Consider the following 20,410-nt stretch of genomic DNA (forward strand, 5'->3'; position numbering starts at 1 on the left):
TCCCGGCGTTGTCTGGGAGACGAATTCGCGATATGACAGAGGAGTCGGCCGCGACCGGCACCGGGGGATTCTGGCGCGTTCCCCGGAGACGGCGCGGCAGTGGGAGGAGCGAAATGGCCACGACGCTCATGCGCAACACTGCGCCTCGAGAGCATCCGGGCCGGTACTACGGCTTCATGGCCGCGGTCGCCGTGTTGGCGGTCGTCGGCTCCGTCGCCGTGACCGTTGCGAGCAGCGCGCCCGAGGGCGGCTGGTTCGGCGTGCCCTTCGCGTTCTGGCTCACCGCCGGCCTCGCGATGATCGCCGAGCTGCGCCCGACCCGCTGGGGCGGCCTGTGGATGTCGCCGATGGCCTCCATCTACCTGGTCTACGTCCTCGCCACCATGATCACCTGGGGCTTCCTGCCCGCGCTCATCGTCCAGTCCGCGGCCATCGGCATGCTGATGGTGCAGCTCAAGGCCTCCGCCTGGCGGGCGGTCTTCAACATCTCCCAGCAGGGCGCGGCGCTTGTGCTCGGCTGGTGGGTCTGGGACTCGCTCACCGGGGCCGAGGCCTGGACCGGCTCGGCCGGGCAGCTCCTCGCGGTCTTCGCGGCCGGGTCGGTGTGGACCCTGACGAGCTTCGCGCTCGTCGCGGGCCGCCAGAGCCTCCGCACCGGCGACGGCTGGTTCGACCTGTTCTGGCAGTGGTTCAAGAGCGAGTGGGCCCTGCGCGCCACGCAGGTCGCGATCGCGCCCATCGTCGCGACCGCGGCGATGTCCTCGTGGTGGCTGGTGGCGGCCTCCGCCATCCCCATCTTCGCCGTGTACCGCATCCTCCAGACCGCCGCCGACCGCGAGCGCCAGGCCGACCACGACCCGCTCACGGGCCTGCTCAACCGCAAGGGCTTCCAGCAGGCCGTCGACGGCAAGCTCACCGACGCGGGCGAGACCGGCACCGCCGTGGCCGTCCTCATCCTCGACCTCGACCGGTTCGCGGACGTCAACTCCGCGCTCGGCCACGAGGTCGGCGACCAGCTCCTCATCGAGCTCGCGCACCGCTTCGAGGCGGACAAGCCCAAGGGCAAGGCCATCGCGCGCCTGGGCGGCGACGAGTTCGCGTTCATGTGGTCCGAACTGGACGGCATGACCGACCCGATGGAGTGCGCCCGCGAGATCCGCGCCCGACTGGACGCGCCGATCGTCCTCGGCGACGCGAGCGTCGAAGTGGACGGCTCGGTCGGCGTCGCGGTCTACCCCGACGACGGCTCGGACTTCCAGACCCTGTTCCGCCACGCGGACATCGCGATGTACGAGTCGAAGCAGCGCGCCTCCTCGTTCGCCCGCTACGCGCCCGAGTTCGACCACAACTCGCCCGAGCGGCTCCTCCTCCTCGGCGACGTGCGCCGCACCCTCGACCACCCCGACACGCCCGGCGTGAACCTCTACTACCAGCCGCAGGTGCGCCTGGTCGACGGCGAGGTCATCGGCGCCGAGGCCCTGCTGCGCTACCACCACCCCGAGCGCGGGATCGTCAACCCCGCCGAGATCATCGAGACCGCCGAGCACTCCTCGGTGATGCGCATGCTCACCGAGCGGGTCGTCGACATCGCCCTGCGCCAGCTCCGGTCCTGGAACGAGTCGGGCTACGACCTGCGCATGGCCGTGAACGTCTCGGTGCGCGACCTGCAGTCGCCCGAGTTCACCGACTTCCTCACCGAGCGCATCGACGCGTACGGCGTGGACGCCCGCAAGCTCCAGCTCGAGATCACCGAGTCGGCGCTCATGGCCGACCCGCGGCGGGTCGTCGTCAACGTGCAGCGCCTCTCCGACCTCGGCGTGGGCATCAGCCTCGACGACTTCGGCACGGGCTTCTCCTCGATGCAGCACCTGCGCCGGCTGCCCGTCACCGAGATCAAGATCGACAAGTCCTTCGTGACGACCCTGATCGACGACCCCGACAACGCCGCGATCGTCTCGACCACGATCGACCTGGGCCGGGCCCTGGACGTCGAGGTCGTCGCCGAGGGCGTCGAGGACGAGAAGGTCCGCAAGCAGCTCGAGGACTGGAACTGCCACGCCGGTCAGGGCTGGCACTTCGCCAAGCCGATGGCCGCCGACGCGTTCGAGCGCTGGATGGCCGACCACCAGCGGGACAAATAGCGTTTTCCTTGCGCCACAAGGGAGCAAACGGACACCCTGCGGCCTGCGGGATCAGATTTCCGAAACCGTCTCGGGGAATGTCGGCGCCCTGTGCGAGGCTAGGCCCATGAACGTTGCGATCTCCGACGACGTGCTCGCCGAGTTCGAGCCCCACCGGCGCGAACTCTGCGCGTACGCCTACCGCATGCTCGGCTCCTCGTTCGAGGCCGAGGACGCCGTGCAGGAGGCCTTCACGCGGGCGTGGAAGTCCCACGGCTCCTTCGAAGGCCGCTCCTCCCTGCGCTCGTGGCTCTACAAGATCACCACGAACGTCTGCCTCGACATGCTCAAGGGCCCGCAGCGCCGGGCCCGGCCGATGGACCTGGCCCCGGCCTCAGACGCAGGCTCGCCCCTGCCCGCGCCCGAGCCCGACTACATGTGGGTCGAGCCGATCCCGGACTCGATGGCGTTCGGCGCCGACCCGGCGGCCGCCGCCGAAGCGAAGGACACGCTCCGGCTCGCGTTCGTGGCCGCCGTCCAGCACCTGCCCGCGAAGCAGCGCGCGGTGATGCTCATGCGCGAGGTCCTGCGCTTCTCGGCCGCTGAGACCGCCGAGGCCCTGCAGCTGAGCCCGGCCAGCGTCAACTCGGCGCTCCAGCGCGCCAAGGCCACCATGGAGCAGGTCCACCTGAAGCCGAGCGAGTCCTACGAGATCGACGACGCGGACCTCCGCAAGCTCGTCGACGGCTACGTCAGTGCCTTCGAGGCCTACGACATGGACGCGCTCACGGCCCTGTGCACGCAGGACGTGGCGCTCTCGATGCCGCCGATCCCGCTGTGGGTCCAGGGCCACGCGAGCGTCGCCGAGTTCATGCTCACCACCGGCAAGGGCTGCGAGAACTCCAAGCTCGTGCCCGTCAGCGCCAACGGCCTCCCGGCCTTCGGCCACTACAAGCCGAGCGGCACGCCCGGCCTGTGGGAGCCCTGGTCGATCACCGTGCTCGAACTCGACCACGGCAAGATCTCGGGCCTCAACTACTTCCTGGACACCCCGAAGCTCTTCCCGCTCTTCGGCCTCCCGGCCGAGTACCGCGAATAGCGCCGAGGCCGCCCCGCCGGTGCGGGGCGGCCTTCGCTTTCGGCGGACACTGTCACACCCGCGTCATACGGTGTCGGTATGCCTGTTCACTTCAAGATCGTCGTCGACTGCGCCGACCCGCACCGCGTGGCCGCCTTCTGGGCCGAGGCCATGGACTACAAGCTCGAGGACCACTCGTCCTTCATCGCGGGCCTCCTCGCGCAGGGGATCATCACCGAGGACCTCCTCACCGAGGTCGACGGCCGCCACGCGTGGAAGACCCTCGCCGCGATCCGCAACCCCGACGACCCCTTCGACGAGGCCTCCGACGCCGGGAAGGGCATGCGGATCCTCTTCCAGCAGGTCCCCGAGCCCAAGACCGTGAAGAACCGCCTCCACCTCGACCTCCATGTCGGCCTCGACAACATCGACTCGGAGGCCGAGCGCCTCGAGGCCCTCGGCGCCACCCGCCACTCCGAACGCCTCCAGGAGGGCCCCGCCCAGTGGATCGTCATGCAGGACCCCGAAGGCAACGAGTTCTGCGTCCACTCCTGACGGCTCCGACCTGGCATGATGGAGGGTGCCCTGCCCGCACCCCTGATCGGAGTCCGCATTGGAGGAGCTTCCCGATGAATCCCCGTCCCCCGAGCCCACGGGCGGAGGCCTCGACTTGGGCGCCCTGAAACCCTGGCACATACTCATCCTGCTCGGCCTGTTCGCGGTGGTCGCCGCGGTCGTCGTGACGATCGTGCTCGTCGCCAACTCCTCGAAGCGGAAGCTGCAGCAGCCGCCGTACCCGCCGCAGGGCTACCCGCAGCAGCAGTACCCGCCGCAGGGCTATCCGCCCCCCGGCTACCCGCCGCAGCCGCCGTCCGGAACCCAGGCTCCGCCCGGACACCCGCCCGCGGGTCCGCCGCCGACCTGACACGCACGAAGGGCCGCTTCGCTACTGCGAAGCGGCCCTTCGGGTTTCCTGGTGTTACTGCTGCGGGTAAGGCATGTAGAACGGCTCCCACTGGTGTCCGTCCAAGTCGAGGAAGGTGCGGCCGTACATGCCGACCTCGGCCTCCTGGGCGCGGCGGTCCTGCTTCGCCGTCTCCTCCGTGCCGCCCGCCTTGAGGGCGGCGTCGGTGAGCTCGTCGACCGCGCCGCGGTCGGGCAGGGCCAGCGCGTAGGCGGCGGCCGAGAACGCCGCGGTGTCGGCGATGGGCCGCTCGGCGAACGTCGTGTAGAACTCCTTGGTCAGCAGCATCAGGCAGATGTTGTCGTCGACGACGACGCACGCGGCGTTCTCGTCGGTGAAGTCCGGGTTGATCGCCCAGCCGAGCGCCTCGTAGAACGCCTTCGACGCGTCGAGGTCGTTCACGGGCAGGTTCAGGAAGATCATCTTGTTCGCCATGGCGCTGTCCTCTCGGTGTTCCGTTTGCCGTCACCAGTACAGACGAGACCGCCTCCCCGGATTCATCGTTCGCGCGAAAGAAACCCGCCGTTACCGTTCGCGGACCGTTCGCCGACCGCTCGTCGGCGCTCTCACCGCAGGATGCGCGCGGTCCGGCGACACGCGTCACAGCAATGCTTTCCTCTGCCGCCGGGGCCTCCTAGGTTGCTTGTAAACCCGTCACCGCGCCGACATGCGCCAGAAACGTCGGCACGGCAAAGCCCTTCAAGGAGGAACGGCCCGATGGCTACGACCCCCACCCGCGACGGACCCCCGCCCGAGGTCACCGAGGAACAGCTCGCGGCCATGCACGACGACCCGCGCTTCCTCGACCTCAAGCGCCGCCTCTTCCGCTTCATCGTGCCCGCGACGGTCGCCTTCCTCGCCTGGTACCTGCTCTATGTGCTCCTGTCCGCGTACGCCCGCGACTTCATGGGCACCGTCCTGTTCGGGAACGTCAACGTCGCGCTGGTGCTCGGCCTCGGCCAGTTCCTGTCCACGTTCGGGATCGCCTGGGGCTACTCGCGTTACGCCGCCCGCAACTACGACCCGAAGGCGATCGAGCTCCACGACGCCATCCACTACGGAGAGGACCACCGTTGATGGACCTCCTTGCCCAGGCCGAAGGCACCGGCCGCACTCTGACCATGGTCCTGTTCCTGCTCACGGTGGCCGTCACCATCGTGATCTCCATCTGGGGCCACCGGTACACCAAGACCGCCGCCGACTTCCACTCCGGCGGCCGCTCCTTCTCGGCCTGGCAGAACGGCTTCGCGATCGCCTCCGACTACATGTCGGCCGCGTCGTTCCTCGGCATCGCCGGGACGATCGCCCTGTTCGGCTACGACGGGTTCCTCTACTCGATCGGCTTCCTCGTCGCCTGGCTGGTGGCACTGCTCCTGGTCGCCGAGATGCTCCGTAACACCGGCCGGTTCACCATGGCCGACGTGCTGTCGTTCCGGATGCGCCAGCGGCCGGTCCGCACGGCCGCGGCCGTCTCGACGCTGAGCGTCTCGATCTTCTACCTGCTCGCGCAGATGGTCGGCGCCGGAGCGCTCATCGCGCTGCTGCTCGGCATCAAGGAGGGCGACACCTATCTCGGCATGGACGCGGCGACCGCGAAGATCGCGGGGATCGTCCTGGTCGGGCTCATCATGACCCTGTACGTCGCCCTGGGCGGCATGAAGGGCAACACGTGGGTCCAGATCTTCCAGGCGATGGTCCTGGTCGGCGGCGCGCTGGTCCTCACCTTGATGGTGCTGGCCCAGTACGGCTTCAACGTCTCCGAACTGCTCGGCGACGCCGCGGCGGCCTCGGGCCAGGGCGCGGCCTTCCTCGAACCGGGGCTGCGCTACGGCGTCGAGGTGCCGGGCGACGCGGTGCAGACCATGTGGAACAAGCTCGACCTGGTGAGCCTGGGCCTCGCGCTGGTCCTCGGCACCGCCGGTCTCCCGCACGTGCTCATCCGCTTCTACACGGTCCCGGACGCCCGGATCGCCCGCCGCTCGATCAACTGGGGCATCGGCTTGATCGGCGCGTTCTACCTCATGACGCTTGTGCTCGGCTTCGGCGCCGCAGCGATCGTCGGCTTCGAGGCGATCACGGCTCAGAACCCGGCCGGGAACACCGCCGCTCCGCAGCTCGCCGAGGTGGTCGGCGGGGTTGTGGGCGGTTCGACGCTCGGCGCGGTCATGCTCGCGGTCATCGCCTCGGCGGCGTTCGCGGCGATCCTGTCCACGGTCTCGGGCCTGGTGATCGCGTCGTCGTCCTCGCTGGCGCACGACCTCTTCAACAGCGTCATCCGCCACGGCAAGGCCACGGAGAAGGAGGAGGTGGGCGTCGCCAAGCTCGCTTCGATCGCCATCGGCATCGTCGCTATCGTCCTGGCGATCTTCGCCCAGAACCTCAACGTCGCCTTCCTGGTGGGCCTCGCCTTCGCGGTGGCCGCCTCCGCGAACCTGCCCACGCTCCTGCTGAGCCTGTTCTGGAAGCGGTTCAACACCAGTGGCGCCCTCTGGGGCATCTACGGCGGCCTGACCGCGTCGCTCGCGCTGGTCGTCTTCTCTCCGGTGTTCTCCGGATCCGAAACCTCGCTGCTCGGCGAAGGGGTCGACATCGCATGGTTCCCGATGTCGAACCCTGGCTTGGTCTCCATCCCGCTCGGTCTCGTCTGCGCCGTGGTCGGCACGCTGATGAGCGACGAGTCCCGCACCGACCGTTTCGCGACCCTCCAGGTGAGGGCGCTGACGGGCGCGGGCTCTGAGCGGGCTTCGAGTCACTGAGCCGCCCCAATGAGGCGGGGAGGGCCGGGGCGGCCCTCCCCGCCATTATGTGCGCCACGTTACAGTGTTGATGTGATCCCCGCTCGCCTCACCGCCTCGCTCCGCGTCCCCGCGCGGCGACGGGCGGTGGGCGCCGGGACCCTCGCGGCCCTGCGGCTCTCCCGGCAGATCGGCGAGGCGCTCGCGGACGGCCTCACCGGCAAGGGCGCGCCCGTCGCGGCCCGCCGCCTCGCGAAGCTCCTCGCGGCCGACGCGGTGGCGCTGGCCGACTGCGACCGCGTCCTCGCCGTCGCCGGGAACCTCGACCCGCTTGCGGCCCAAGGGCTCCTGGTCGAGACGCTGGACGTCCTCGAACCGGTCACGGCCCCGCCGCTGCGGGGCTCGCCGCTGATCGTCTCGGGGGACCTCGCCGGGTGCCTGCTCGTCGCGGGGGACGTGAGCGACGCGGAGGTCGCCGAGGCCGCCCACCTCGTGGCGACCGCGCTCGACCACGCCGACCTCGACCGGGCGCGCGAGCGCATCGCGGCAGCGGACCTGCGCACGCTGCGCGCCCAGATCTCGCCGCACTTCATGCACAACGCGCTCGCCGCGATCAGCGCCCACACCCGCACCGACCCCGAGCGGGCCCGCGAACTGCTCACCGACTTCTCGGACTACCTGCGGTACTCGTTCGCGAACACCGGCGACTACGCCACCGTGGCCGACGAGCTGCAGGCCGTCCAGACCTACCTCGAGCTGCAGCGGGCCCGGTTCGACGACCGCCTCGACATCACCGTCCGCATCGCCCCGGAGGTCCTGCCCGTGCCCATCCCGTTCCTGGTGGTGCAGCCGATCGTGGAGAACGCCGTGCGGCACGGCTTCGAGTCCAAGCCCGGCACCGGCCACATCGCCGTGCGCGGCTTCTCCGAGGGCGCGCTGTGTGTCATCGAGGTTGAGGACGACGGCGCGGGCATGGAGCCGGAGACCGCGAAGGCCATCCTGACCGGCAGCCGCGAAGGCGCAGGACGCATCGGCCTGTACAACGTGGACAGACGCCTGCGGGCGGTCTACGGCCCCGAGTACGGCCTCTGGCTCGACACCGCCCCCGGCGCCGGGACCAAGGCCACGGTGAGAATCCCCCGCTACGCGAGGGGAGTCCACGTATGACCCGCATCCCCGCCCGCCGCCGCTTCGCGGTCCTTCCCCCGAACCGGAGAGCACGCTGATGAGCCTGCTGCGCGTGCTCGTCGTCGAAGACGAGCCGTCCACCCGCACCGAACTCGCCGGGCAGCTCGCCGAGCTCCCCTCGGTCGGCGAGGTCGTGGCCGCCGCCGGAGGCGACGAGGCCGTGCGCCTCCTCGGCTCCGGCTCGTTCGACGCCGCGTTCCTCGACATCGCCATGCCCGGCCTCACCGGCATGGACGTCGCCCGCATCCTCAAGCGCCTCTCGGACCCGCCCGAGATCGTGTTCGTCACCGCCTACGACAACCACGCCGTCGAGGCCTTCGGGCTCGGCGCCGCCGACTACCTCCTCAAGCCCTTCCGGCCCGAACGCCTCGCCGAGGCCGTCGCCCGCATCGGCGGCCGCCGCGCCGCCCCCGCGGTGGGGGACAAGGCCGACGACCTCGCCGTCGTCCAGGTCGAGCTCGCCGGGCGCACCGTGTTCGTGCGCCGCGACGACATTGCCTACGCCGAAGCCCACGGCGACTACGTGCGCCTCCACTCCACCCAGGGCTCCCATCTCCTGCGCCAGTCCCTCACCTACCTCGAACAGGTCTGGGACGCAGCCGGATTCGTGCGCGCCCACCGCTCCTTCCTCATCAACCTCGCGGCGGTCACCGAACTGCGCGTGACCTCCTCGGCCGGGCTCGTCGCCGTCACCGAGCCCGGCGAGGTCCCCGTCAGCCGCCGCCACTCGCGGCTCCTGCGCGAACGGCTCCTCCAGGCCGCCAGGGAAGGCGGCGCGCACCGGTGAGGCAGGCGAGGAAGGCGACGACGCGGCACGGCGGCCGCGCCGGGCGGGCCCGCTCCGCCGCGCGGCCCTGCACCTGCCCGCAGCGGGGCCGGCGCCGATGAACCAGCGCGTCCGCGTCACCAGCCCCCAGACCCGTCTCGCCCTGCGGCGCAGGTCCGATGCCACGCGCCGCCTCAGCCGCCTCTCGGGCCGGCCGCCCGTCGACCGCAGCGCCATCGACTTCGACGACGCCGAACGCGCGCTGCACCGCCAGCGCCGACTCGCCGTCCGCACCGCCGCCGCGCTCGTGCTCGCCCTCGCCGCCCTGCTCGCCGCCGCGATCCTCACCCCCGGCCGCCTCGGCTGGGCCGTGCTCTTCTTCGCGCCCTACCCGGTCCTGCTGGCCCTCGCGGCCGTCCACGTCCGCCGGGCCGAACGCATCGAGGCCCAGTACTGCGAGGACGACTGATGCTCGGCCTGGCCGCCATCAGCCTGGTGCTCGCCGCCAGCGTCGTCATCGGCGTCTGGGGCGTGCGCGCCGCACGCTCCACACCGGACTTCCTGGTCGCCTCCCGCAGCATCGTCCCCGGCTGGAACGCGCTCGCCATCGCGGGCGAGTACGTCTCGGCCGCTTCGGTGCTCGGGCTCGCGGGCCTGCTCGTCAAGAACGGCGTCGGCGCTATGTGGTACGCCGTGGGCTTCACCGCCGGGTACGTGCTCGTCGCCGCGCTCGCGGCCGGGCCGATGCGCCGCAGCGGCGCGTTCACGGTGCCGGACTTCGCGGAGTACCGGCTCGGGTCGCCGCGCATCCGCCGCCTGTGCGGCCTCGTCGTGCTCGTCATCATGCTCCTGTACCTGCTGCCGCAGTTCAAAGCGGCCGGCGTGGTCCTCGAGCTCGTCTCCGGCATCCCGTACTGGATCGGCGTGGTCGGCGCCGGGCTCGTGGTCTCCTCGACGATCGCCGTCGGCGGCATGCGCTCGGCCACCTACGTGCAGGCCTTCCACTACCTGGTGAAGCTCGCGTTCATCGCCGGGCCCGCCGTGTTCCTCATCGCGCTGGCCGGGCCTGCACGGCGTGGCGCGGCCGTCGACCCGGCCGCCGACCCTGACTGGTCGCGCCCGCTCCTCGACCTCGACGGCTCCGGGCACCCGCTGCTCGCCACGGTCTCGGTCCTGGTCGCGACCACGTTGGGCGCCATGGGCCTCCCGCACGTCGTCATGCGTTTCCACACCGTCGCCGGGGCCCGCGCGGCCCGAAGAGTGGCCGTCTCGGTGATCGTGCTGCTCAGCTTCTTCTACCTGTGGCCCATCGTGTACGGCCTCCTCGGGCGGATCGCCACCCCCGACCCGGAGGAGACCGACGTGGTGCCGCTCCTCGTGCCCGGCGCGATCGCCCCCGGCGGCGCGGGCGCGGTACTCACGGCCCTGGTCGCGGCGGGCGCGTTCGCCGCGTTCCTCTCGACCTCCTCGGGCCTGCTGCTCGCGCTCGCCGGGGGCCTCTCGCACGACCTGTTCGGCGGCTCGCTCTCGCGGCTGCGCCTGGGCGTCGTCGTCGGCACGGGCCTGGCGGTCGCACTGTCGCTGCCCGCCTCCGACGTGGACATCAACGTGCTCGTGGGCTGGGCGTTCGCGGTGGCCGCCTCGACGTTCTGCCCGCTGCTGACCCTCGGCATCTGGTGGCGCGGCCTCACGGCGGCGGGCGCGACGGCGGGCCTGCTCGTCGGCGCGGGCACCTCCACGGGCGCGGCGCTCGCGTCGGTGGTCCTCGACCTCGAACCGGGCGTCGTCTCGGTCCTCCTCGCCCAACCAGCACTATGGACAGTCCCGTTGGCGTTCCTCGTCATGATCGCCGCCTCCCGGCCCGGCTCGGTCCCCGACTGGGCGAGCGAGGCGGTCCTGCGCCTCCACGTCCCCGGCCGCTACTCCTCGGGCGACACCGGGGCGATCCCGCGCACACGCCGCGAGAACCGGGTGGACGCCGCCGAGGAGACCGGCTAGCCTCGCTGGCATGTACGGATCACCCGGGCTGAACGCGTGCGCCGCGTTCGGCCCCTGCTTCATTCGGCTGCGCGCGGCGGCCTAGGCCACCGCACGCGCTTCTTCCGACCGCCCTTCTGACGGCGGCTGCGCCCCTGCGCGGGCCTAGGCGAATCGATCGTCCTGATCCGACTCGTCTCCATGGAGCATCCCCATGTCCCGCAGCCAGTTCCCGCGTGCCCGCGAGCACCGCGGCATCTCCGACCGCAAGGCCCTGTCCCAGAACTTCCTGCGCGACGCGCACACCGCGCGCGCCTTCGTCGACTCGGCCAGCGTCCGCCCCGGCGACCACGTGATCGAGGTCGGCCCCGGCGACGGCATGGTCACCAGGCCGCTGCTCGAACGCGCCCGCCGCGTCACCGCCTACGAGAAGGACCGCCACTTCGTCGAACGCCTGCGCTCGCGCCTGGGCCACCACGAGCACTTCGCCTGCCACCAGGCCGACTTCCGCGACGTCGCGCCCCCGCACCGGCGGTTCACCGTGGTCGCCAACGCGCCCTTCGGGATCACCACCGACATCGTCCGCTGGTGCCTGCGCGCGCCCGCGCTGGCCTCCGCGAGCCTCATCACGCAGCTCGAGTTCGCCCGCAAGCACACCGGCGACTACGGCCGCTGGAGCCGCCTCACCGTCGCGCACTGGCCCGAGTTCCACTTCGCGCTCGGCATGCGCATCGACCGCCGCGAGTTCCGGCCCGTGCCGCAGGTCGACGCGGGCGTCCTCCACATCGGGCGGCGCTCCGATCCGCTGCTGCAGAAGGCGGCCGTGCCCGACTACCGCGACCTGGTCGACCTCGGCTTCTCCGGACTCGGCGGTTCCCTCGCCGCGTCGCTGTGCCGCGTCGTGCCGAGGCGGCAGGCGTTCGACGCGTGCGCCGAGGCCGGGATCGGCCGCGACCAGGTCGTCGGCCACGTCCCGCCGGACCGGTGGATCGCCCTGTTCCGAGCCCTCGTGCGGTGAGGCCGCGCGGTTCCGGGGCTTAGGGGGTGTCTGGTGATCCTGGACGGTCTGCATCCGGCCCGTTCGCCCGCTCGCTGCGTTGTCGGCCCTCCGAATACAACCCCGGTATTCGGAGGGCCTTCCGCGGTCTCGGCGAAGCTTGCGAGCCGTCAATTCGCAGAGCGAGCGGACAAACGGACTCGGATGCAGCCTCGCCCAGGATCACCAGACACCCCCCTGGCGTTGACCGATTAAGGTAGAGACGCCCGGTCCCGGTACCCCCTCTTTGGAGCCCTCGATGAGCGAAGCCATCTGGATCGAACTGATCAAGGTGCTCCCGGCGTTCCTGTGGATCGGCTTCGGGTTCATCGCCCTCGCCATCGCCAAGCGGATCTTCACCGCGCAGGCCCCGCGCATGACGAAGGTCGAGACCCCTTGGGTCACCGTCGAACTCGCCCAGCAGGCCATCGAGCAGGCCGCCATGCGCGGGCCCGAGCCGCAGATCCCGCTGCTCGCCGAACCGGACTGGACCCGCTACCCCCTGCCGACCCAGCAGGTCCCGACCGGCGCGGTCTACGGCACCGTCCCGCCGCCCTCTCCGCCCGCCGAGCCCGCCGACGAGGACGACGCCGTCCACACCGAGCCGCCCGCCGAACCCAAGCCGGACCTCCTCGCCACCCCGCCCGCAGACACCCCCGCCGACCCCGAGCCGCGCGACGACCGGCCCCCGGCGACCATGACCGCCCCCAACCAGCAGGTCCCGGGCATCCCGCCGACCTACCCCGTGATCGCGGCCCCGCCCGGCGGCGGCACCTACTACGGCCAAGGCGCGCAGTGGAACCAGCCCCTGCCCGCCGCCTACCGGCAGCCGCTCGCCTACCGCCCCGGGCACGCGGAGAACCGCAGCAAACGCGCCGCCACGAAGCTCGCGCTGGCCGCCGGGGACCTCCAGGGCGGCGCGATCCTGTGGGCCGACGACCACCCCGAGTGGAACGACTCCCTGGTCCGGCTCTTCCGCACCGCCGGGATCACCGTCGACCCCGTCGCCTCCACCGACGAAGCCATGCGCGCCTTGGGTAAACGCTCGTACGACCTCGTCATCACCGACATGCGCCGCGAAGGCGAACCCGACGGCGACGCCGCCGGAATGCGGCTCGTCGACCGCATGGTCACCGCCGGGATCCCCACGCCCGCAGTGTTCTTCTCCGAGAACTCGGCCGCCCACGCCGCCCCGCACCCGCGCGCGATCACCACCACGAGCAGCCCCGAGAAGCTGGTCGACATCGTCGTCGAGTTCGTCGGCGACCTCCGCGCCCAGCAGTCCTCCTCGAACGCGTCCTCCAGTTGGATCGACCGCCTCACCGGGAAACAGACGTAGTTAAACGTTTGCCGATCTGATCGGGTCCTCGCTACCTTGGGCCTGTGTCACTCCTCCGCGCACCCGAACTGCCCGTAGACGACCCCGGCGAACCGCCGACGCGATCCTGGCGGCTCTTCGCCTGGCTCGGCACCCGCCGCAAGGCCCTCGCCGCCGCCGTCCTCATCTCGGCGGTGTTCTCCCTCGGCCTCGTCCCCGTCATGCCGATCTTCCTCACCGGCGCCGTCGACGACGGCATCCGCGGCCGCGACTGGGGCGCCCTCCTCGCCTGGGCCGGCGCGCTCACCCTCGCCGGTTCCGTTGCGGCCGTGAGCATCGTGATCCACCACCGACTCACCGTCTGGTGGCGGCACGACGCCCAGTACCGCGTCCTCCAGCTCGCCACCCGCAAGACCGCCCGCCTCGGCTCGCGCCTGGGCCGCCAGACCACCACCGGCAACGTGGTCAGCGTCGGCGTCACCGACGTCGTCTCGATCGGCCGCGCCATCGAGTCCCTCGCGCCCACGGTCGGCTGCGTGACCGGCATCGTCGCGGTGGCCGTGCTGCTTTTCAGCATGTCCGCCCCGCTCGGCCTCACCGTCTTCATCGGCGTCGCCGCCGTCGCCGCCCTCACCGGCCCGATGCTCCGCAGCCTCCAGGCCCGCTACGGCACCTACCGCCGCGACGTCGGCACCGTCACCGAACGCGCCGCCGACATCGTCGCGGGCCTGCGCGTCCTGCGCGGCGTCGGCGGCGAGGACCGCTTCAACGCCGCCTACCGCCGCGACTCCCAGCGCCTCAAGCGGTCCGGGTACGGCCTCGCCGCCCCCGGCGCGTGGATCGACGCGATCTCCGAAGGCGCACCTGCGATCCTCCTCGGCGCGGTCGTCTGGATGTCCGCCCGCCTCGTCGCCTCCGGCGACATCACCGTCGGCCAGATGGTCGCCGCGTACGGGTACACCGCCGCGCTGCTCATGCCCGTGCGCTGGCTCCTCGGCACGGCCATGACGATCATCCAGGGCGAGGTCGCCTGCGCCAAGGTCTGCGAACTCCTCGTCCTCCCCGAACGCGAGACCCCGCGAGACCCCATGCGGGGACCGGCAACCGGGGCCGAACTCCACGACCCCGAATCCGGGCTCACCCTCGCCCCCGGCCTCACCGCCGTCGCCACCGCCGACACCGAGGCCGCCGCCCTCATCTTCGACCGCCTCGCGGGCCTCGCGCCCTCCGAGGCGACCTTCGGCACGGTCCCGGTGTCCCGCATGGACTCCGGCGAACTGCGCCGCCGCATCCTCCCCGGCGACCACGACGCGTACCTCTTCGCCGGCACCCTCACCGCCGTCATCGGCGGCACCGACACCAAGGCCGCGATCACCACGGCCGCCGCCGACGACGTCGTCGACTCCCTCCCCGACGGCCTCGGCACCGAACTCGACAACCAGGCCCGCACCCTCTCCGGCGGCCAGCGCCAGCGCCTGCGCCTCGCCCGGGCGCTCGCGGCCGACCCCGAGGTCCTGCTCCTCCTCGAACCGACGTCCGCAGTGGACTCCCACACCGAAGCGCGCATCACCGACCGCCTCACCGCGCACCGGCACGGCCGCACCACCGCGATCTGCAGCGCCTCCCCGCTGTGGCTCGGCCGCGCCGACCGCGTCGCGTTCGTCCAGGACGGCAAGGTCGCCGCCACCGGCACCCACGCCGAACTCGCGCACTCCCGCCCCGACTACCGCGCCCTAGTGAACCGGGAGCTCTCGTGACCGCCCGCACCGAACTGCCCGTCGCCGAACCCGACCGCGTCCGCCGCGCCTTCGCCGCCCTGCTGCTCTCCGAACGGGCCCGCGTCGGCGTCGCCGTCACCCTCCGCGTCGCCGCGGCCGGGGCCTCGACCGCCGCGCCGCTCCTCATGGGCCGCATGATCGACGCGCTCGCCGCGGGGGAGGGCATCGGCGACGTCGACGTGCTCGCCGCCGGCATGGCCGCGGCGATCATCGCCGCCGTCGCGCTCACCTGGCTCGCGAGCTTCACCGCGAACCGCGTCGGCGAGGTCCTCTCCGCGCGGCTGCGCGAACGCTTCGTCGAGCAGTGCCTGCGCCTGCCGCTGCACACCGCCGAGCAGGCCGGCTCGGGCGACCTCATGACCCGCACCTCGGTCGACGTCCCGCAGTCGGGCAACCTCATCCGCGACGCGCTCCCCAAAGCGGCCGTGGCGATCCTGACCGCGCTGGTCTACCTCGGCGCGATGATCTGGGTCAACGCCCTCCTCGCCGTCTGCATGCTCCTCGCGGTGCCGCTCATCGCCGTCGGGGCCCGCTGGTACCTCAAGCGCGCCCGCGCCGGGTACCTCACGCAGGCCCGCGCCGAGTCCCGCTCCGGCGAAGCGCTCGCCGCGACCGCCGACGGCGCCCGCACGGCCGAGCTGTACCGCCTCGAGGCCGACCGGATCGCCCACGGCGACACCACGATCGCCGCGCACTGGGCCGCGAACAAGTACACGCTGTTCCTGCGCAGCGTCTACTTCCTGACGCTCGAGAGCTCCTACGTGCTCCCCGCTTCGGCAGTGCTGATCCTCGGCGGCGCTATGTACTTCGACGGAAGCGTCAGCCTCGGCGAGGTCGCCACGTGCGCGGTGCTCTCCCGCCAGATCATGAGCCCGATGAACTTCCTGCTCATGATGGTCGAATGGCTCCAGCGCGGCTTCGCGTCCTTCGCGAGGGTCGAAGGCGTCGCGGCGATCGACACCGAGGACGAGACCGGCACCGCAGCGACCCCGGTCGACGGCACCGTCGAACTCCGGTCCGTCCACTTCGCCTACCCGACCGGCCCCGAGGTGCTCCACGGCGTCGACCTGCGGATCCCCGCGGGCGAACGCCTCGCCGTCGTCGGCCCCAGCGGCGCCGGCAAATCGACGATCGCCCGCCTCGTCTCCGGCATCGACGCGCCGAAGTCCGGCCAGGTCCGCATCGGCGGCGTCGACGTGGCGGCCCTCCCGCTCGGCGAACGCCGCGGCCACGTCACGCTCGTGACCCAGGAGCACCACGTCTTCACCGCGACCCTCCGCGACAACCTCACCCTCGCCAAACCCGGCGCCGACGACGCCGAACTGCGCCGGGCCCTCGCCACCGTCGGCGCCGACTGGGCCGACGACCTCGACGCCGAACTCGGCGGCACCGCGAAGGAACTCGACCCTGCTGCCGCTCAGCAGATCGCGCTGGCCCGCATCATCCTCGCCGACCCCGACGTGGTGATCCTCGACGAGGCCACCGCGATGCTCGACCCCCGCGCGGCCCGCGACACCGAACGCGCGCTCGCGGCGGTCCTGGAGGGCCGCACCGTCATCGGCATCGCGCACCGCCTCCACACCGCGCACGACGCCGACCGCATCGCCGTCATCGAGGACGGAGGACTCGCCGAACTCGGCAGCCATGACGAACTCCTGCAAGCGAACGGCCCGTACGCTCGGCTCTGGAACACCTGGCACGGTGCCAGCGTCTGAGCGGAGACAGCATGACCTTTGCGGCCGACAGCCACAGCGAGACCGGTTCCGGCGAGGAGAACCAGGACCTCGCCTTGACGGGCCCGGACTGGGCCCTCGTCCTCGACGGCGCGAACCCGCCTGCGGGCGTGGACGTCGGCTGCGTCCACGGCGTCGCCTGGATCGTCGGCCGACTCGGCGCCCACCTCCACGACCGGATCCGCGAGGGCTCGCTGAGGGACGTCCTGCGGTCGGCCATCCGCGCCACCGCCGCCGACCACGGCCCGGCATGCGACCTCGCGCACCCGCGCTCGCCGGGCGCGACCGCGGCGGTCGTGCGCATGAACGGCGACCAGGCGGAATGGCTGGTCGTCGGCGACGCCGCGATCCTGTTCGAGAGCACTGGGGGCGACGTGACCATGGAGACCGACAACCGCATGTACGAGCTGCCCGATCCGCCGGACACCGTTGAGGGCATCCGCGCGTACATCGACCGGTACCGCAACAAGCCCGGCGGCGCCTGGTTCGCCGGAGCCGTGCCCGAAGCGGCCGACCACGCCTACGCCGGGTCCCGACCGGCGGCCGGGGTCCGCCGCATCCTGTTGTGCTCCAACGGCATCACCCGCCTGACCTACCGGTTCGGCTACGGCCTGCCCGAACTCATGGCCTTCGCTGCACAGGGCCCCAAGCCGCTCGTCCAGGCCGTGCGCGCGGCCGAACTCGACGACCCCGACCCCGACCGGTGGAGCGGCAAGCGCCACGACGACGCCACCGCCGTCGTCATCGACCTGCCGTAGGGGCGGGCGCGGGCCCGCCCCCGTTGCGGCTCAAGCGGTCGGGACCTTGTCGAGGAAGCCCAGCACCTGCGCGATCCGGCCCTCGCCGTCCACCACGACCACGTCGAACCCGACCACGGGCGGCTCCGCGCCCTCCGGGCCGAGGCCCCACGTGAACCGGGCCTGGTTCCCGTGCCCGTCGACCCGGCCGAGGAGCGTGAACACCCAGCCGGGGAACTGCTGGTGCGCCCCGGCGATGAAGGCGTCGACCCCGTCGTGGCCCGCGACGGCCGCCATCGGGTCGGCATAGGCGACGTCGGCGGCGAACACGTCGGCGACGAGGCGCTTCCGCTCGGCGGCGTCGGTCGCGTTGAAGGCCTCGAGGTAGTCGGCGGCGATGGCGTCGAAGTCGTTCATGTCGTTTCCTGTCTCTCGGTGCCCCGCCGTCTTGCGGGAACGACACCAGCCTCGCCCCGTTCGCGCCGCCCGTCGATTACCTCGGAGGTAACGGCCCGCCCTACCTCAGGGTTTAGTCTGGGCCGCATGGCAGCACAGCTCACCGAAGCGACCCCGGGCGAACTGCTCCGGCACTGGCGCAGGCAGCGGCACCTGACCCAGCAGGAGCTCGCGATCCGGTGCCGGATCTCCTCCCGCCACCTCAGCTTCATCGAGACCGGGCGGTCCCGGCCCACCGCGGCGATGTGCGTCAAGGTCTGCGAAGCCCTCGACGTCCCGCTCCGCCACCGCAACGACATCCTCCTGGCCGCGGGCCACGCGCCCGCCTACAGCGAGACCCCGCTCGACCGGCCCTCGATGAGCAGCATCAGCCGGGCGCTCATCCAGATCCTCGACGGCCACATGCCGTACCCGGCCGTCGTCGTCGACCGGCAGTGGACCATGGTCGACGCCAACCCCGCCATCGACCGCCTCCTCGACGGCTGCGCGCCCGAACTCCTCGAACCGCCCGTCAACGTCCTCCGGCTCAGCCTGCACCCCAAGGGCGTCGCACCCCGCATCCGCAACCTCCCGCAGTGGCGCGGCCACATTCTCACCCGCCTCGACCACCAGATCCGCGCCACCGGCGACCCCGAACTCGAGGCGCTCCACGCCGAACTGCGCAAGTACCCCGGCGGCACCGACACCGCCCCGCCGCACAGCCTCGTCGTCCCTCTCCGCATCGACACCGGCAGCGGCGTCCTCTCGTTCCTCAGCACCACAACGGTCTTCGGTACCCCGATGGACGTCACCGTGGCCGAACTCGCCATCGAGTCCTTCTTCCCAGCCGACCCCGAGACCGCCGCCGCCCTCGCGCAGCACTAGCCGTGAGCGCAGGCGCTCCGGTAGCATCGGCGGCTTCCCCCGCAACCCGACTCTGTGGAGCGCCATGCCCTTTCTGGACCTTCCCGACTGCGTCAACGCCCGCGACCTGGGCGGCACGCCCCTCGCCGGGGGCGGCTCGGTCCGCGCGAACGCGCTGCTGCGCTCGGACAACCACGACCTGCTCACCGAGGAGGGCATCGCGGCGGTCCGCGCGCTCGGCGTCGCCCGCATCATCGACCTCCGCCACGCGTGGGAGGCCCGCGAGTTCCCGAGCCCGTTCGCCGACGACGAGATCTACCTGAACCTGCCGCTCCTCGGCGTCTACCCGGGCTTCGACCCCACCGCCCCCGACGACTACCGCCCCGAGGTCGACCACGCCCCCGAACGCGTCGCCGCCGCGTTCACCGCCCTCGCCGAAGCCCCGCCCGGCCCCGTCCTGGTCCACTGCCACGCAGGCCGTGACCGCACCGGAATCCTGACCGCGCTCGCCCTCGCCACCGCCGGGGCCGACCACGGGACCATCGTCGCCGACTACACCGCCACCGAAGGCACCGAACCGAAGACCATGCAAGACCTCCTCGCCCACTTCGACACCCGGCACGGGGGACCGGCCGCCTACCTCACCAGCGCCGGAGTAGCACCCGACCACCTCGAAGCAGTCCGCCGACGCCTGACCGCCGCATAGCCGCTCCGCAGTCCCTATGCGACCTTGCGGGCCGTGTAGGCCACTGTCACATAGGGGTACACGACTTCTCCGCCGAATTCCTCCTCGATCAGACCCGCGATCCGGTCGAGGAGGTTTTCGCGCCGCCCAGCGGAAAGTACCTTGAGCGCTGAGAAGGTGGAGAAGAGCCTGCGCGCACCAGCAGCCGTGAGTTGGAAGTCCCACGAGATCCGATCGACGGCGACTTCACCGAAATGCCCGCCGACCTGGAGGTCGGCGATGCGCTCCGCGGTGCGCAGTTCTTGCGGTCCTTCGCCTCCGCTCCGGCTGCCGTTTCGGGCCGGCCCGTGTACGAGCCAGACCTCCCGAAGGCGAGCCTGGAACGGGATCCGGATCGCCGACGACGTTCCACCAAACCGCGACCGCCCGAATCCGACCTTCGGGTCGCCAGGCGACCGGTTGTAGGGTCGGCGACCATGAGCGATGACTGGTGGAGAGACAGGATCGGCAGCGCGCTGCGCGGCGAGAATCCGACCGTTGTGCGGCGGCTGGAAGCGGGCTTCGCGGTCATCGGGGACGTGCAGTTCCTGCCGGGGTACTCGGTGCTGCTCGCGGACGAGATCGGGGTCCAGCGTCTGTCAGACCTTCCCCGGCCGAAGCGGATGGCGTTCCTATCCGGCATGGATCGTCTAGGCGAAGCCGTCGAGATCGTCTGCAAGCGTTCGGATCCCGGCTTCAGGCGGGTCAACCTGGAGATACTGGGGAACACCGATCCATTCCTGCACGCCCACGTGTGGCCGCGGTTCGACTGGGAACCGGCAGACCTCATCGGCGGGCCGGTGTGGCGATACCCGAGGGAGCGCTGGCGCGACGAGCAGTACGCGCTCGGTCCGCAGCATGACCAGCTGCGATCGGCGATCGGTGAGGAGCTCGACAGGCTCGGGTCCTGAGACAGACGCAGAGGCGGTCCCCTGGTGGGGGACCGCCTCCGTTGGT

20 protein-coding genes are annotated in these 20,410 nt (G+C 71.6%); 18 read left to right on the forward strand and 2 right to left on the reverse strand.

What is annotated here, in order from left to right; translation table 11 throughout:
- Nucleotides 1-113: 113 nt before the first annotated feature.
- The 4 genes from ACGGCP_RS24585 (at nt 114) to ACGGCP_RS24600 (ending at nt 4,123) form a co-directional block, all read left to right on the forward strand.
- Nucleotides 114-2,141 carry a putative bifunctional diguanylate cyclase/phosphodiesterase gene (locus ACGGCP_RS24585; protein ID WP_392970533.1) on the forward strand — a complete coding sequence of 676 codons (2,028 nt, stop codon included), beginning with the start codon at nt 114-116 and terminating at the stop codon, nt 2,139-2,141.
- Nucleotides 2,142-2,247: 106 nt separating this feature from the next.
- A complete protein-coding gene (locus tag ACGGCP_RS24590; protein ID WP_392970536.1) occupies nt 2,248-3,219 on the forward strand; it encodes a sigma-70 family RNA polymerase sigma factor in 972 nt (323 codons plus the stop codon).
- A 78-nt stretch (nt 3,220-3,297) separates the two neighbouring features.
- Nucleotides 3,298-3,753 (forward strand): VOC family protein, encoded by a 456-nt coding sequence (locus ACGGCP_RS24595; protein ID WP_392970539.1) that lies wholly within the window; start codon nt 3,298-3,300, stop codon nt 3,751-3,753.
- Nucleotides 3,754-3,811: 58 nt separating this feature from the next.
- Nucleotides 3,812-4,123 carry a hypothetical protein gene (locus ACGGCP_RS24600; protein ID WP_392970542.1) on the forward strand — a complete coding sequence of 104 codons (312 nt, stop codon included), beginning with the start codon at nt 3,812-3,814 and terminating at the stop codon, nt 4,121-4,123.
- Nucleotides 4,124-4,177: 54 nt separating this feature from the next.
- Here the strand turns inward: ACGGCP_RS24600 and ACGGCP_RS24605 are convergent, their stop codons facing one another.
- Nucleotides 4,178-4,597: a VOC family protein gene (locus ACGGCP_RS24605; protein ID WP_392970545.1), complete on the reverse strand. Its 420-nt coding sequence runs from the start codon at nt 4,595-4,597 to the stop codon at nt 4,178-4,180.
- Nucleotides 4,598-4,879: 282 nt separating this feature from the next.
- Between ACGGCP_RS24605 and ACGGCP_RS24610 the strand changes: the two genes are divergently transcribed.
- The 11 genes from ACGGCP_RS24610 to ACGGCP_RS24660 all read left to right on the forward strand — a co-directional run bounded on the left by ACGGCP_RS24610 (nt 4,880) and on the right by ACGGCP_RS24660 (nt 17,451).
- A complete protein-coding gene (locus ACGGCP_RS24610; protein WP_392970548.1) occupies nt 4,880-5,239 on the forward strand; it encodes a DUF485 domain-containing protein in 360 nt (119 codons plus the stop codon).
- Entirely contained in the window at nt 5,239-6,918 is a 1,680-nt protein-coding gene (locus ACGGCP_RS24615; RefSeq protein WP_392970551.1) for a cation acetate symporter, read from the forward strand. The genes ACGGCP_RS24610 and ACGGCP_RS24615 overlap by 1 nt, the downstream gene beginning before the upstream one ends.
- A 150-nt stretch (nt 6,919-7,068) precedes the next feature.
- The gene (locus ACGGCP_RS24620; RefSeq protein WP_392970765.1) at nt 7,069-8,064 is read left to right on the forward strand and encodes a sensor histidine kinase; all 996 of its coding nucleotides are present in this window, start codon (nt 7,069-7,071) and stop codon (nt 8,062-8,064) included.
- A gap of 58 nt (nt 8,065-8,122) precedes the next feature.
- Nucleotides 8,123-8,872, forward strand: coding sequence for a LytR/AlgR family response regulator transcription factor (locus tag ACGGCP_RS24625; RefSeq protein ID WP_392970554.1), 750 nt, complete (start codon nt 8,123-8,125; stop codon nt 8,870-8,872).
- A 97-nt stretch (nt 8,873-8,969) separates the two neighbouring features.
- Entirely contained in the window at nt 8,970-9,320 is a 351-nt protein-coding gene (locus tag ACGGCP_RS24630) for a hypothetical protein (protein WP_392970557.1), read from the forward strand.
- A complete protein-coding gene (locus ACGGCP_RS24635; protein ID WP_392970768.1) occupies nt 9,317-10,849 on the forward strand; it encodes a cation acetate symporter in 1,533 nt (510 codons plus the stop codon). The genes ACGGCP_RS24630 and ACGGCP_RS24635 overlap by 4 nt, the downstream gene beginning before the upstream one ends.
- A 193-nt stretch (nt 10,850-11,042) precedes the next feature.
- Complete coding sequence (gene erm, locus ACGGCP_RS24640; RefSeq protein WP_392970560.1) at nt 11,043-11,846, forward strand: 23S ribosomal RNA methyltransferase Erm; 804 nt, start codon at nt 11,043-11,045, stop codon at nt 11,844-11,846.
- 277 nt (nt 11,847-12,123) lie between these two features.
- Nucleotides 12,124-13,203, forward strand: a complete 1,080-nt coding sequence (locus ACGGCP_RS24645) for a response regulator (protein WP_392970563.1) — start codon at nt 12,124-12,126, stop codon at nt 13,201-13,203.
- 44 nt (nt 13,204-13,247) lie between these two features.
- The gene (locus ACGGCP_RS24650; protein ID WP_392970566.1) at nt 13,248-14,939 is read left to right on the forward strand and encodes an ABC transporter transmembrane domain-containing protein; all 1,692 of its coding nucleotides are present in this window, start codon (nt 13,248-13,250) and stop codon (nt 14,937-14,939) included.
- The gene (locus ACGGCP_RS24655) at nt 14,936-16,675 is read left to right on the forward strand and encodes an ABC transporter ATP-binding protein (protein ID WP_392970569.1); all 1,740 of its coding nucleotides are present in this window, start codon (nt 14,936-14,938) and stop codon (nt 16,673-16,675) included. The genes ACGGCP_RS24650 and ACGGCP_RS24655 overlap by 4 nt, the downstream gene beginning before the upstream one ends.
- A gap of 11 nt (nt 16,676-16,686) precedes the next feature.
- On the forward strand, nt 16,687-17,451 hold the full coding sequence (locus ACGGCP_RS24660; protein ID WP_392970572.1) for a protein phosphatase 2C domain-containing protein: 765 nt from the start codon (nt 16,687-16,689) through the stop codon (nt 17,449-17,451).
- A gap of 30 nt (nt 17,452-17,481) precedes the next feature.
- Here the strand turns inward: ACGGCP_RS24660 and ACGGCP_RS24665 are convergent, their stop codons facing one another.
- Entirely contained in the window at nt 17,482-17,847 is a 366-nt protein-coding gene (locus tag ACGGCP_RS24665) for a nuclear transport factor 2 family protein (RefSeq protein WP_392970575.1), read from the reverse strand.
- 126 nt (nt 17,848-17,973) lie between these two features.
- On the opposite strand from ACGGCP_RS24665, the gene ACGGCP_RS24670 reads away from it, so the two are divergent.
- The 3 genes from ACGGCP_RS24670 (at nt 17,974) to ACGGCP_RS24680 (ending at nt 20,364) form a co-directional block, all read left to right on the forward strand.
- Entirely contained in the window at nt 17,974-18,750 is a 777-nt protein-coding gene (locus ACGGCP_RS24670; protein ID WP_392970578.1) for a helix-turn-helix domain-containing protein, read from the forward strand.
- Nucleotides 18,751-18,814: 64 nt separating this feature from the next.
- Nucleotides 18,815-19,435 carry a tyrosine-protein phosphatase gene (locus tag ACGGCP_RS24675; protein ID WP_392970581.1) on the forward strand — a complete coding sequence of 207 codons (621 nt, stop codon included), beginning with the start codon at nt 18,815-18,817 and terminating at the stop codon, nt 19,433-19,435.
- 455 nt (nt 19,436-19,890) lie between these two features.
- On the forward strand, nt 19,891-20,364 hold the full coding sequence (locus ACGGCP_RS24680) for a diadenosine tetraphosphate hydrolase (protein ID WP_392970584.1): 474 nt from the start codon (nt 19,891-19,893) through the stop codon (nt 20,362-20,364).
- The last annotated feature ends 46 nt before the right edge of the window (nt 20,365-20,410 follow it).

This window comes from Glycomyces sp. NPDC048151 (genome assembly GCF_043202775.1).
In the GTDB taxonomy this organism is placed as follows: domain Bacteria; phylum Actinomycetota; class Actinomycetes; order Mycobacteriales; family Micromonosporaceae; genus Glycomyces.